15 protein-coding genes are annotated in these 11,603 nt (G+C 72.6%); 2 read left to right on the top strand and 13 right to left on the bottom strand.

Features of this window, described 5'->3' with window-relative positions:
- Window positions 1-25: 25 nt before the first annotated feature.
- Window positions 26-610 (bottom strand): bifunctional pyr operon transcriptional regulator/uracil phosphoribosyltransferase PyrR, encoded by a 585-nt coding sequence (gene pyrR / locus GA0070617_RS12240; RefSeq protein WP_091436623.1) that lies wholly within the window; start codon window positions 608-610, stop codon window positions 26-28.
- A gap of 286 nt (window positions 611-896) precedes the next feature.
- Here pyrR and bldD point away from each other — a divergent pair, with 286 nt between their 5' ends.
- A complete protein-coding gene (gene bldD, locus GA0070617_RS12235) occupies window positions 897-1,385 on the top strand; it encodes a transcriptional regulator BldD (protein ID WP_091436620.1) in 489 nt (162 codons plus the stop codon).
- Between the two features lie 82 nt (window positions 1,386-1,467).
- Here the strand turns inward: bldD and nusB are convergent, their stop codons facing one another.
- The 4 genes from nusB to aroB form a co-directional block, all read right to left on the bottom strand.
- On the bottom strand, window positions 1,468-1,878 hold the full coding sequence (gene nusB, locus GA0070617_RS12230) for a transcription antitermination factor NusB (RefSeq protein WP_175440762.1): 411 nt from the start codon (window positions 1,876-1,878) through the stop codon (window positions 1,468-1,470).
- A 23-nt stretch (window positions 1,879-1,901) separates the two neighbouring features.
- A complete protein-coding gene (gene efp / locus GA0070617_RS12225; RefSeq protein WP_091436612.1) occupies window positions 1,902-2,459 on the bottom strand; it encodes an elongation factor P in 558 nt (185 codons plus the stop codon).
- A 106-nt stretch (window positions 2,460-2,565) separates the two neighbouring features.
- Window positions 2,566-3,009, bottom strand: coding sequence for a type II 3-dehydroquinate dehydratase (aroQ, locus tag GA0070617_RS12220; RefSeq protein WP_091436609.1), 444 nt, complete (start codon window positions 3,007-3,009; stop codon window positions 2,566-2,568).
- The gene (aroB, locus tag GA0070617_RS12215; RefSeq protein WP_091436607.1) at window positions 3,006-4,082 is read right to left on the bottom strand and encodes a 3-dehydroquinate synthase; all 1,077 of its coding nucleotides are present in this window, start codon (window positions 4,080-4,082) and stop codon (window positions 3,006-3,008) included. Before aroB ends, aroQ begins: the two co-directional genes overlap by 4 nt.
- A gap of 119 nt (window positions 4,083-4,201) precedes the next feature.
- Between aroB and GA0070617_RS31035 the strand changes: the two genes are divergently transcribed.
- On the top strand, window positions 4,202-4,384 hold the full coding sequence (locus GA0070617_RS31035) for a DUF2243 domain-containing protein (RefSeq protein WP_217628789.1): 183 nt from the start codon (window positions 4,202-4,204) through the stop codon (window positions 4,382-4,384).
- On the opposite strand, the gene GA0070617_RS12205 is transcribed toward GA0070617_RS31035, so the two are convergent.
- The 8 genes from GA0070617_RS12205 to GA0070617_RS12170 all read right to left on the bottom strand — a co-directional run bounded on the left by GA0070617_RS12205 (window position 4,374) and on the right by GA0070617_RS12170 (window position 11,600).
- Entirely contained in the window at window positions 4,374-4,880 is a 507-nt protein-coding gene (locus GA0070617_RS12205; RefSeq protein ID WP_091436605.1) for a shikimate kinase, read from the bottom strand. The two genes, GA0070617_RS31035 and GA0070617_RS12205, sit on opposite strands and share 11 nt — an antisense overlap.
- Before the next feature lie 31 nt (window positions 4,881-4,911).
- Window positions 4,912-6,090 carry a chorismate synthase gene (gene aroC, locus GA0070617_RS12200; protein ID WP_091436602.1) on the bottom strand — a complete coding sequence of 393 codons (1,179 nt, stop codon included), beginning with the start codon at window positions 6,088-6,090 and terminating at the stop codon, window positions 4,912-4,914.
- A gap of 99 nt (window positions 6,091-6,189) precedes the next feature.
- A complete protein-coding gene (locus GA0070617_RS12195) occupies window positions 6,190-6,615 on the bottom strand; it encodes a hypothetical protein (protein WP_139135639.1) in 426 nt (141 codons plus the stop codon).
- 503 nt (window positions 6,616-7,118) lie between these two features.
- Window positions 7,119-8,039 (bottom strand): glycosyltransferase family 2 protein, encoded by a 921-nt coding sequence (locus GA0070617_RS12190; RefSeq protein ID WP_091436598.1) that lies wholly within the window; start codon window positions 8,037-8,039, stop codon window positions 7,119-7,121.
- Window positions 8,036-8,698: a glycosyltransferase gene (locus GA0070617_RS12185; RefSeq protein ID WP_229688300.1), complete on the bottom strand. Its 663-nt coding sequence runs from the start codon at window positions 8,696-8,698 to the stop codon at window positions 8,036-8,038. Before GA0070617_RS12185 ends, GA0070617_RS12190 begins: the two co-directional genes overlap by 4 nt.
- On the bottom strand, window positions 8,695-9,177 hold the full coding sequence (locus tag GA0070617_RS12180; protein WP_091436592.1) for a glycosyltransferase family protein: 483 nt from the start codon (window positions 9,175-9,177) through the stop codon (window positions 8,695-8,697). Before GA0070617_RS12180 ends, GA0070617_RS12185 begins: the two co-directional genes overlap by 4 nt.
- A gap of 207 nt (window positions 9,178-9,384) precedes the next feature.
- Window positions 9,385-10,719, bottom strand: a complete 1,335-nt coding sequence (locus tag GA0070617_RS12175; RefSeq protein WP_091446298.1) for a hypothetical protein — start codon at window positions 10,717-10,719, stop codon at window positions 9,385-9,387.
- On the bottom strand, window positions 10,704-11,600 hold the full coding sequence (locus GA0070617_RS12170; RefSeq protein WP_091436589.1) for a sulfotransferase domain-containing protein: 897 nt from the start codon (window positions 11,598-11,600) through the stop codon (window positions 10,704-10,706). The genes GA0070617_RS12175 and GA0070617_RS12170 overlap by 16 nt, the downstream gene beginning before the upstream one ends.
- Window positions 11,601-11,603 lie beyond the last annotated feature (3 nt).

The following is an 11,603-nucleotide window of genomic DNA, read 5'->3' as shown; positions in this document are numbered from 1 at the left end:
CTCCGCTGCGCTGCACTCCTCGCGCTCACTGGGAGGCACCGCCGTAGAGGCGTACCTCGTCGGTGCCGTCGGTCTCGGCGAGGGTGACCTTGACGTTCTCGGCCAACGCGGTCGGGATGTTCTTCCCCACGTAGTCGGCGCGGATGGGCAGTTGCCGGTGGCCCCGGTCGACCAGCACGGCGAGCTGGACCGAGGCGGGGCGGCCGATGTCGCTCAGCGCGTCGAGCGCGGCCCGCACCGTACGGCCGGAGAAGAGCACGTCGTCGACGAGGACGACCCGCTGGCCGTCGATGCCGGCCGGGGGCAGCTGGGTGGGGCCCACCGCCCGGGTGGCGTGGCGACGCAGGTCGTCCCGGTAGAGGGTGATGTCGAGCACGCCGACCGGCACGGCCACGTCCTCGAAGGTGCTGATCCGGTCGGCCAGCCGACGGGCCAGCGGTACCCCACGGGTCGGGATGCCGAGCAGCACGGTGTCGGCGGCACCCTGGGTCTTCTCCAGGATCTGGTGGGCGATGCGGTCGACCACCCGCGAGACGTCGGCTGCGGCGAGGATCACCTTCACCGAGGGTTGTCGCGGGGGTGACGAATGGGCAGCCGCCGGGTAGGCCACAGCGGACCTCCTTCCCCGCCTCACGGGACGGGTCGTTAAAGGACGTCGGATCGCACCGGACGGGCCGACGGGCGACCCGGGCCGGGGCTTACGCCACGTTACCAGTGGTCACCGCGGTGCCGTCCGCCACCCACTGATCCCCGGCTCAGGACGCCGAAATGCGGACAACTCCCCCGCCGGCGACAACCGGCACCACCCCAGCACTTGACCAGTTGTCGCAATCCCCGTACCGTCACGCTCCGTAGCGATCGCTGGGTGAACCCCGAACAGCACTGGGAGTGTCCGTATGCCCTCTGAATACGCCAAGTCGCTGGGCGCCCGCCTGCGTTCCATCCGCCAGCAGCAGGGCCTGTCCCTGCAGGGGGTGGAGGAGAAGTCGAACGGACGGTGGAAGGCCGTCGTGGTCGGCTCGTACGAACGCGGTGACCGGGCAGTCACGGTGTCCCGACTGGCCGAGTTGGCTGACTTCTACCGAGTTCCCGTCTCGGAGCTGTTGCCCGACGGCAGCGGGGTGCGTCACGAGCCCACCAGCAAGATCGTGCTGGACCTGGAGCGGCTCTACGACGAGGCCTCCGAGGAGCTCGCGTACGTGGCCCGCTACGCCCGCGCCATCCAGCAGCAGCGCGGCGACTACAACGGGCGGGTGCTCTCCATCCGCGCCGACGACCTGCGCGCCCTCGCGATCGTCTACGACGCCTCACCGTCGGGCCTGATCGAGCGGCTCACCGAGCACGGCGTGCTGGTCGCCGACCCGCGGGCGTTCTTCGCCTCCTGACCCACCGACAACCGAAGCAGGGGCCCGTGCCGGACGGCACGGGCCCCTGGTCGTCACGGCGCCCCCGGACGGGGCGCGCGGGTCACCGGGTGGTGTACTCGGCGATCCGGTTGAGCAGGCCGTTGAGAAAGCGCGGCGAGTCGTCGGTCGACATCTGCCGGGCCAGCTCCACGGCCTCACTGATCGCCACCGGGTCGTCGATCTCGTCGACGTGCAGCAGCTCGTAGACGGCGATCCGGGCCAGGTTGCGGTCGACCACCGGCATCCGGTCCAGCGTCCACCCCTCGGCGTAGCTGGCGACCAGCTCGTCGATCCGGTCCAGGTGGGTGGCGACCCCCTCGACCAGGCTGACCGCGTACCCCAGGTGGTCGGGGTGCGGCTTCTCGATCCGCTCGAGGTAGCCGGCCAGCACCTCGACCGGGGGCCGGTCCCGCAGGTCGGCCTCGTAGAGCACGTCCAGCGCCCGCTTACGCGCCTTGCGGCGCGCCGGCATCTGCTGCTTCGGCCCCTCGGCCATCAGGCGCGGCCGAGGTAACGGCCGTCGCGGGTGTCGACCTTGATCTTCTCGTCGGTGGTGATGAAGAGCGGCACCTGCACCGTCGCCCCGGTCTCCACGGTGGCCGGCTTGTTGCCGCCGGTCGACCGGTCGCCCTGCAGACCCGGCTCGGTGTAGGTGACCTGGAGCACCACGCTGGTGGGCAGCTCGATGTAGAGCGGCACGCCCTCGTGGGTGGCCACGGTCGCCTCGGCCTCGGGCAGGAGGTAGTTGGCCGCCTCGCCCACCGTGCCGCCGGGCACGGAGATCTGGTCGAAGGTCTCCAGATCCATGAAGACGTAGTCCTCGCCGTCGGCGTACAGATACTGCATGGTGCGCTTGTCCACGGTCGCGGTCTCGACCTTGGTGCCCGCGTTGAAGGTCTTGTCGACGACCTTGCCGGACAGCACGTTCTTCAGCGTGGTGCGGACGAAGGCACCACCCTTACCGGGCTTGACGTGCTGGAATTCGACGACGGCCCACAGCTCTCCGTCGAGGTTGAGTACCAGGCCGTTCTTGAGGTCGTTGGTGGTGGCCATTTCCTGCCTTGATCATCAATTGGCGGACAGACCTGGCAAGTCTACTAGCCGTGTCGACCCGTCACCCAGGCCCTGCGCCGGACGCCGCAGGTCGGGGCGGGCAGCCTCAGCTGGCCGCCCGGTGGGCGGCCAGGTGGTGCAGGGCGAGCCGGTAGCCGTCCACCCCCAGACCGCAGATCACCCCGGTGGCCACCGCCGAGACCACCGAGTGGTGCCGGAAGGGCTCCCGGGCGTGGATGTTGGAGATGTGTACCTCGACCAGCGGGCCGCGCAGCATCGCGCAGGCGTCCCGCACCGCGTACGAGTAGTGCGACCAGGCGGCCGGGTTGAGCACCACGGCCGCCTGCTCGTCGGCGGCGGCGTGCAGCCAGCCCAACAACTCGTGCTCGGCGTCGGTCTGCCGGACCGTCACGTCCAGGCCCAGCTCCCGACCGGTCGACTCGCAGAGCGCCACCAGGTCCGCGTAGCTGGTCTGCCCGTACACGTCGACCTGCCGGCTGCCCAGCCGCCCCAGATTCGGCCCGTTCAGCACGTACACCTTCGCGCTCACCGACTGATCTCCCGGTAGGCGGCGTGCAGCAGCTCGTCGTCCGGGCCCTCCAGGATCGCCGGGCGGGCCAGGCCGTCGAGCACCACGAACCGCAGCAGGTTGCCCCGGGCCTTCTTGTCCACCCGCATCGTGGCCAGCAACTGCGGCCAGGCGTCGGCGGCGTACCCGGTGGGCAGTCCGAGCGCGGCCACCGCGCTGCGGTGCCGCTCGGCGGTGGCCTGGTCGAGGCGGCCGGCGAGCCGGGCCAGCTCACCGGCGTAGACCAGGCCGACGGCGACGGCGTGCCCGTGCCGCCAGCGGTACCCCTCCACCTTCTCGATGGCGTGGGCCAGGGTGTGGCCGTAGTTGAGTACCTCCCGCACCCCGGACTCCCGCAGGTCACCGGAGACCACGTCGGCCTTGACCCGGATCGCCCGCTCGATCAGCTCCCGGGTCACCGCGCCGGCCGGGTCGGTGGCCGCCGTCGGGTCCCGCTCCACCAGATCGAGGATCACCGGGTCGGCGATGAACCCGCACTTGACCACCTCGGCCAGCCCGGCGGCCAGGTCGACCGCGGGCAGGCTGTCCAGGGTGGCCAGGTCGGCCAGCACCCCCACCGGCGGATGGAACGCACCTACCAGGTTCTTGCCGGCCGCCGTGTTGATCCCGGTCTTGCCGCCGACCGCCGCGTCGACCATGCCCAGCAGGGAGGTGGCCACCGGCACCCAGCGCACCCCGCGCAGCCAGCAGGCCGCGACGAAGCCGGCCAGGTCGGTCACCGCACCGCCGCCGACACCCACCACCGCGTCGGTACGGGTGAACCCGGCGGCACCGAGCCGGTCCCAGCACTCCGCCGCCACCTCGATCTGCTTGCCCGCCTCGGCGTCGGGCACCTCGACCGGCAGCGGCTCGACACCGGCGGCGCGTAACCGCTCGCCGAGCGCGTCGGCCAGCGGCTTCACCGGGGGCGCGTGCAGCAGCGCCACCCGGGTCGCCCCCGGCAGCAGGCCGGGCAGCGCGTCCAGCAGACCACGCCCCACCAGTACGTCGTACGGCCGCTCGCCGCCGACCGGAATCCGGGTCACCTCGTTCATCACCGGCAGCCTAGTCGAGACCCCGGTGCACCCGGGTGACGCGTGACCGCCGTCGGACACCTGACGTTTGACCGGACAGCGATCGGACAGGAGACGGTCGACAACCGAGGAGGGTTCCGATGGCCGACTCGACGCCCGACGCCGCCGACATCCGGCTGCCCGCCACCGTCCTGGGTGTCGGGTTGGGCGGCTTCGTCGACGGCATCATGCTGCACCAGGTCCGGCAGTGGCATGCGCAGCGTGCCGTCGCCGGCGGCCCGGCGGAGCGGGTGAACGCCGTCGGACCGCGGGTCAGTGCTTGAGCAGGGACTCGATCTCGGCGGCGATCTCGGCCGGGGTACGCCCGTCGGTGACCACGGTCGCCGTGGCCACCTCCGTGTAGAGCGGACGCCGCTGGTCCATCAGGTGCTTGAGGGTGGCCCGGGGATTGATCGCCAACAGTGGCCGGCCCGCGCCCAGCCCGACCCGCTTGACCGCGTCGGGCAACTCCACCGACAGGTACACCACGGTGTGCCCGAACAGCGCCGCCCGGTTCTCCTCGGCGAGGATCGCGCCACCGCCGAGAGCGAGCACCCCGTGGTGCGAGGTCAGCGCCGCGACCACCGCCGCCCGTTCCAGGGTACGGAAGTGGTCCTCCCCCTCGTCGACGAAGATCTCCGGGATCGGCTTGCCGGCCAGCGCCTCGATGTCGCAGTCGGTGTCCCGGAACGGCACCCCGAGCGCGGCGGCGAGGGTCGCGCCCACCGTCGACTTGCCCGAGCCGGGCGGGCCCACCAGCACACAGACCGGCTTCGTCACCGGAGTCCCCCCGTGGCGCCCCGCCGGGGGCTCACCGGATCACCAGGGCATCGAGGTAGCCGGCCAGGTTACGGCGGATCTCGGCAACCGAGTCACCGCCGAACTTCTCGGTGGCGGCCTCGGCGAGCACCAGCGCCACCATCGCCTCGGCGACCACCGCGGCGGCCGGCACCGCACAGACGTCGGAGCGCTGGTTGATCGCGGTGGCCGGCTCCCCGGTGGTCACGTCGACCGTGGCCAGGGCCCGGTTCAGCGACGAGATCGGCTTCATCGCGGCCTTCACCCGCAGCGGCTCGCCGGTGGTGATGCCACCCTCCAGGCCACCGGCCCGGTCGGTGACCCGACGCACCCCGGAGGCGGTCGGCATGATCTCGTCGTGCGCCTCGGAACCCCGGGAGCGGGCCTGCTGCCAGCCGTCGCCGATCTCCACGCCCTTGATCGCCTGGATGGACATCAGCGCGGTGGCCAGCCGGGCGTCCAGCTTGCGGTCCCACTGCACGTGACTGCCCAGCCCTGGCGGCACCCCGTACGCCAGCACCTCGACCACGCCGCCGAGGGTGTCGGCGGCCTTCTTCGCCGCGTCGACCTCGGCGACCATCCGGGCGCTCGCCTCGGCGTCCAGGCAGCGCAGCGGGTCGGCGTCGATCCGCTCGGCGTCCCGCGGCTCCGGCCGCAGACCGGGCTTGGCTGCCACCGGCCCCAACTCGACCACGTGCGACACGATCTCGATGCCGAGGGCCTGCTTCACCAGCGCCTTCGCCACCGTGCCGACGGCGACCCGGGCGGCGGTCTCCCGCGCACTGGCCCGCTCCAGGATCGGGCGGGCGTCGGTGTGGCCGTACTTCTGCATGCCGGCCAGGTCGGCGTGGCCGGGCCGGGGCCGGGTCAGCGGGGCGTTACGGGCCTGGCTGGCCAACTCGTCCGGGTCCACCGGATCGGCGGCCATCACGGTCTGCCACTTGGGCCACTCCGAGTTGCCGACCCGGATCGCCACCGGGCTGCCCAGGGTCACCCCGTGCCGCAACCCGCCGATGATCTCGATCTCGTCCTGCTCGAACGCCATCCGGGCACCCCGGCCGTAGCCGAGCCGGCGGCGGGCCAGCTCACGCCCGATCTCACCGGTGGTCACCTCGACGCCGGCGGGCACGCCCTCCAGGAGCGCGACGAGGGCGGGACCGTGCGATTCACCTGCAGTCAGCCAACGCAACACGGCGACCAGTCTGTCACGCCCGGTCGCCGTTGTAAGGAAGGGCCCCTTGTTAACGCGTACGGTAGAGAAGGGCACCCCTATCACCCACCGGGGGGCGGCTCAGTCGCGCGACGGGCGGGGGTGGGTCCGCTCGCGGCGCAGTGCGATCCCGACGGGGACGGCCGTCGCCAGCAGCGCGACCGCGAGCAGGGACCGCCACCACCGGTCCGACGCGGCCTCGGTGAGCGCCGCCACCACGAGCGCCGCGGCAAGTGCCGGCAGGATGGCCACCAACGCCCTCAGGACGTCCTCCCGCAAGCTCGACGCCCGCCCCTCTCGGAACGCCGCCGGCTGCCATCCGAGCCGCCGGGCGGCCACCCCGGCCAGGTAACCCAGCGGCAGCACCGTGACCAGCAACCACGACACCCGCACCTGCGGGCCGAGCAGGATCGGCAGACCAAGGACCAGCAGTACGCCCACCGCCACGCCACTGGACAGGAACGCCACATACCGCCGGATCCGGCCCCACCGGACAGACCGTGTCACGTATCTGCCGGGCGTCGCGGTACCTCTTCGTGTCGCGTCGAGACCTGGATCAGGCCGTGGCTGCCCGGTACCACCACCCGTCGGCCGGCAGACCGGAATGATCCATTGTGGTGGCCGGCGGGGTGGAAGTCGTCGCCCGTACCCGGTGGGTTGTCGGCCGGTGACGCGGACCGGCCGGGCCGAATGGCCCCGCCGAGCCGCGGCGACCTGCTGCACCGGCGGCTGCGGTGATCGACGGGAGGCGGCGCGACCGTCGGGGTGGCCGTTCGGGAGCGCTTGCGCCAACGCGGTGCGGAACCGGAGTCCTGACCCCGCACCCGCTGCCCCGCGTGACGGACCGACGTCGCTGCTCCCGCCGTCGGCGACGTCGGCAGGCTCCGCTCCGGCCTGCTCCCGACAACCTGAGCCCGGACGACCGGTCAACTCGCGGGCTACGTTCCGTCGGCGGTGACAGGGGTGACCTTCTCTACCGTAGGCGTTAAGAGGGGGCCCTTCCTTGCACCCTAGATGCCGCGGCCGCGTTTGTGGAGGGTGCGTAGGACGGCGTCGGCGCGGACCACCCGGCTGGCCACCGCCAGCGCGAGGTAGGCGCGCGGCTCGCGGGGGTTGCCGCGCAGCGTCCGGCGGGCCCAGCGCACCGCGCCGCGCCGGTCACCGGAGGCCGCCCGGGCGAAGGCGATCTGGCCGCTGACCCGGGCCTGGCCGGCCGGTTGGGTGGCGAACTCGGGGTAGCGTTCCAGCAGCCACTGCAACGCCGCCGAGATGGTGTCCCAGCGCTGTGCGAAGTACGACCGCTTGTGCCAGCGCACCAGCACGTACGGCACCGACAGGTTGACCAGCGGGGCGCTGCGCGCGGCCCGGAGCAGGAACTCGTAGTCCTCGGCGTAGCTGCCCGGGATCTCCTCGTCGACCAGACCGAAGCCGTCACGCAGGGCGGCGGCCCGGATCACGAAGGTGGACGGGTGCAGCTCGGTCATCCGGTCCCGCAGCAGCTCGGCCAGGGTGATCTCCGACCGGTCGAGCACCCGGTCGACGGTACGGCCGTCGTAGTTGACGCGGATGCCGCAGCTGACGAACTCCGCGTCGGGCACGGCGCGCAGGGCGTCGACCTGGGCCCGTAGTTTGCCGGGCAGCCACTCGTCGTCGTCGTCGCAGAAGGCGACCAGCTCACCCTCGGCGGCCAGGGTGCCGCTGTTGCGGGCCCCAGCCAGTCCGGCGGCCCGCCCGTTGGTGATCACCCGGACCTGCCGTTCCGGTCGGGACAGCTCGGCCAGACTCGGGTCCGGGGTGGACTGGTCGTAGACCACGACCACCTCGATCGGGCCGGGGTAGTCCTGGTCGAGGATCGCGGTGACCGCGGCCCGCAGCAACACCGGACGGTCCCGGGTGGGAACCACGGCGCTGACCGTCGGGTACTGACTCATCGGGTGCGTTCTCCGTCCATTACTCGGCCTCTCGGCCACCACCACTGCCGACGCGACCGGTTCGACGAGGCCACCAGTTGCTCCACGATCCGACCGACGCGCTCCACGGCGGCCCGCCGGGCGTCGCCCGAGCCGTCGTCGGTCGACACCCGGAAACGGCCCGGGTCGGCCAGGCCGGCGTCCAGCGCCGCGACGAGCGCCTCCCGGGACTCACAGAGCGCCACCAGCCCGGCGGCGCCCAGCCGGCGGGCGAAGAGCAGCTGGTGGTCGTCGACGTGTTCGCCGTGGGCCGGGTTGCGGGGCACCACGATGGGCAGCCGGCCGTGCCGGCGGGCCTCCAGGATGGTCGCCGGGCCACCGTGGCAGACCACCAGGTCGGCGCTGGCCATCGCGTCCTGCAGCTGGTCGTGACCGAGGAAGGGCACCGCTCCCGGGGTGGCCGGGGCCCGGGTGTGCCCGTGTTGCAGGGTCAGCTCGACCCGGTGGCCGTGGTCGCGGTGCCACTGCTCGATCCAGTCGGTCAACCGGTCGAAGGTGTGCTTGTCGGTGCCGACGGCCACGAGCAGCCGGGCCCGGGCCGGCAGTTCCCGACGCCGTTGCCGGGGGATCCGGGCGGTCACGTCGGGGCCACCGAGGGGGGTCGATCTCTCGCCGGTCACAGCAGGGTCCCCACGACGGTCGCCTCGGGGTACTGCCGGCGCTGCTCCTCCCACTGCACGAGCATCACCGACAGGAACGGTCGGCAGAGTCGGGCGGTGAGCGTCGGGGTGTCGATGCGGTCGTACACCTCGATGTAGACCGTCGGGATGCCCCGCAGGCGGGCCAACACCACGAAGGGCACCGCCACGCCCGCGCCGGTGGTCACCACGGCGGCGATTCTCCGGGTACGCAGCACCCGCAACGCGAGCCAGGCGTTGCGCAGCAGGTTGGGCAGGTTGCGGGTGGTCGGATGGTGGGCGGCGACCAGCTCCTCACCGGTCAGCAGCGACACCGCCTCGGGGGTGTCGAAGGTGACCCAGCACCGGGGCCACCGCTCGTACCACGGGCGCAGCGCCAGCAGTTGGGCCAGATGGCCACCGCTGGAGCCGACCAGCAACAGGACAGCAGGATCAGCCGGATCCTCGACGGTCGGGTCCACGCGACTCCCCACAAGCACGCCCGGAAGGACAATCAACGGTTTCTATCGGTAGTCAGGACATCACAGAACGACGTGGAATGTGAAGCCGGTTGCCCCCGCGGCGATCCGGCTCCGATGTCGTCCACAGCGGACACCATACCGATGGTGTCGTCATCACCTGCGGATACGTCGGATTGTGGACCTCCGGCGGCGGATCTGGCCGGCAGATCAACCGGAATGTCTTTTCTCGACGACGTCCAACAGCGCGGGATGCAGCGCCGGGTTCCACCCCGCGCCCCCGGCGGCGAGCCGCCAGGTGCGCAGCCACATCTCCACCAGGTAGGCGTCGGCCACCAGCCGCCGGCCCGCCGCCGACAGGCCGAGCGCGGCACCGTGCGCGGCGAGGTGGGCGTCGACCGCCGCGGCGGCGGCCCCGGCCGGCTGCCCGTCGAGCACTAGGGCCCGCTGGAAGGCGTCGTGCGCGAGGTCGAACCCGAGGGGTACGTCCGGCCCGCTGTGCTCCCAGTCCCAGGCGACCAGGTTCCCGGCATGCCGGCCGAGGTTCCACGGCACCCAGTCACCGTGCCAGTGTCCGAACTCGACAGCGGTGTCGCCGTGCCGGCGGGCCAGCGCCGCGACCGCCTCGACCGCCCGTGCCCCGGCCCGCTCGCCGCCCCCCGCCCGGCTCGTCCCGCTCTGCTCGACCCCGCTGCCGGCGGTGGCCGTGGCCATGGTGTCGTCGGCGGCAGCGGCCCGGGCCGCCTCGGTGGTCAGTCGGGCCAGGAAGGTCGAGCCGGCCAGCGGCCGCGGGGCGGCGGGTGCGCCACCCCGGCGGGCGACCGCGAGCAGCGCGCCGATCCTCGGCGGGTCGTCGACCGGCACGCCCCGCACGGCCAGCGGCAGCGGCTCGACCACGGCGACCACCTGGCCGGCCCAGGTCAGTTCGGCCAGCAGCCGGGGCGTCACCGGATGGCCGTCCACACCGGATGCCTGCGGTAGCGCGCGCAGCGCGGCGCACTCGGCGGTCACCAGGGCCCGGGTGGCGTCGTTCCACCCGATCTTGGCGTAACCGAGGGGACGACCGTCGGCCGCGAAGACCTGCAACGTCGGCTTGTGGTGGGGGTCCGGCGGCCGGATCCCGCAGGCCGCGTACGCCGGACGGACGCCGAGCAACTCGGCCAGGTGTGCGGCGAGCAGCGCTCCGGCCGGATCCACGTCGGCCGGCAGCGACACGGTCAGGGTCGGGAAGCGGGCGGCGTCCAGCACCCCGATCCGGGCCAACGCGCCGAGTCCGGCCCGGACCGCCCGGATCTTCGGCGGACGCAGCGCGTTGTACGCCAACAGCGCCGCGGCGGTGGCCCGGGTCGCACCCCGGGGCAGCAGGAACCGGGCCCGCTCGACCGAGGGCACCACCGTGTACCGGGCCAGCACCCGGTGGCCGGCCGGCGGCGCACCGTCGACGGTCAGCCCGATCCGGTCGTCACCGAAGACCGCCCGGCTGACCCACCCCAACCCGTCGGTACGTCCGCGCGGGTCACCGGTCGAGGTCACCGCGCGCCCCAGTCGAAGGTCATCCCGAGGCGTCGTTCCAGCGCCTGGTTGTACGGCCGGTAGTAGTCGGTCAGCTCGGCGCGTACCGCGGGGTCCAGGGGCGCCGACCGCCGGTCGTTGTAGACCTTGAAGTCGGGCAGGTCGAAGGCGGGCAGGCCGAGGAAGTCGAGCGTGCGCGCGTAGGTCGACCGGGCGTCGCGGTAGAGGTCCTCGCTGGGCAGGAAGAGGAACTGGGACGTCTCGAACCGCGCCAGCCACGGCTCCAGGTGCTCCAGGTAACGGCCCCGGGCCCGGTAGGTGTACCAGTCGTAGGGCTCGCTGAAGTACTCCGGCTCGGCGATCAGCCGCTCCCGCTCCCCCGCGGTGCGCTCCGCCTCGGCGGCCAGGGCGTCGGCGAACTCCAACGGCTCGATGTCGTGGGTGCGCCGCTCCTTCCAGTGCGAGTACGCCCGCTCCACCGGGTCGCGCAGCAGCACGATCAGCCGCACCTGCGGCATCAGCTCCACCACCCGCTGCGCGGCGAGCGGGTGGAACATGTACAGCGGGGCCGCCTCGCCGACGCGGACCGGGCCGCCGTGCCGGTTCTCCAGCGCCGCCCGCTGCCGGGTGGTCGGGAAGTGCGAGCGGTACCAGGCCTCGCCCCGCCGCCAGTGTTCCTCGAAGTAGTGCGCGGACTTGGTGTTCCAGGCCGGGAAGAGCCGGGGCACCAGCGGATGCTGGATCAGGTAGTTCCACAGGGAGGTGGTCCCACCGCGTTTGGTGCCGATGATGAGGAAGTCCGGCAACGGCCGCCGGTCGCTGGTCCGTACCCCGTAGTCGACCAGACTCTCCTTGACCCGGTCGGTGACCTGGGTCGGTACCAGCTGTTTCATCCGGTCTCGGAGCGAGGACACCGG

Source organism: Micromonospora yangpuensis (assembly GCF_900091615.1).
Classification (GTDB): Bacteria; Actinomycetota; Actinomycetes; order Mycobacteriales; family Micromonosporaceae; genus Micromonospora; species Micromonospora yangpuensis.
This window is presented reverse-complemented; position numbering and strand designations above follow the sequence as displayed.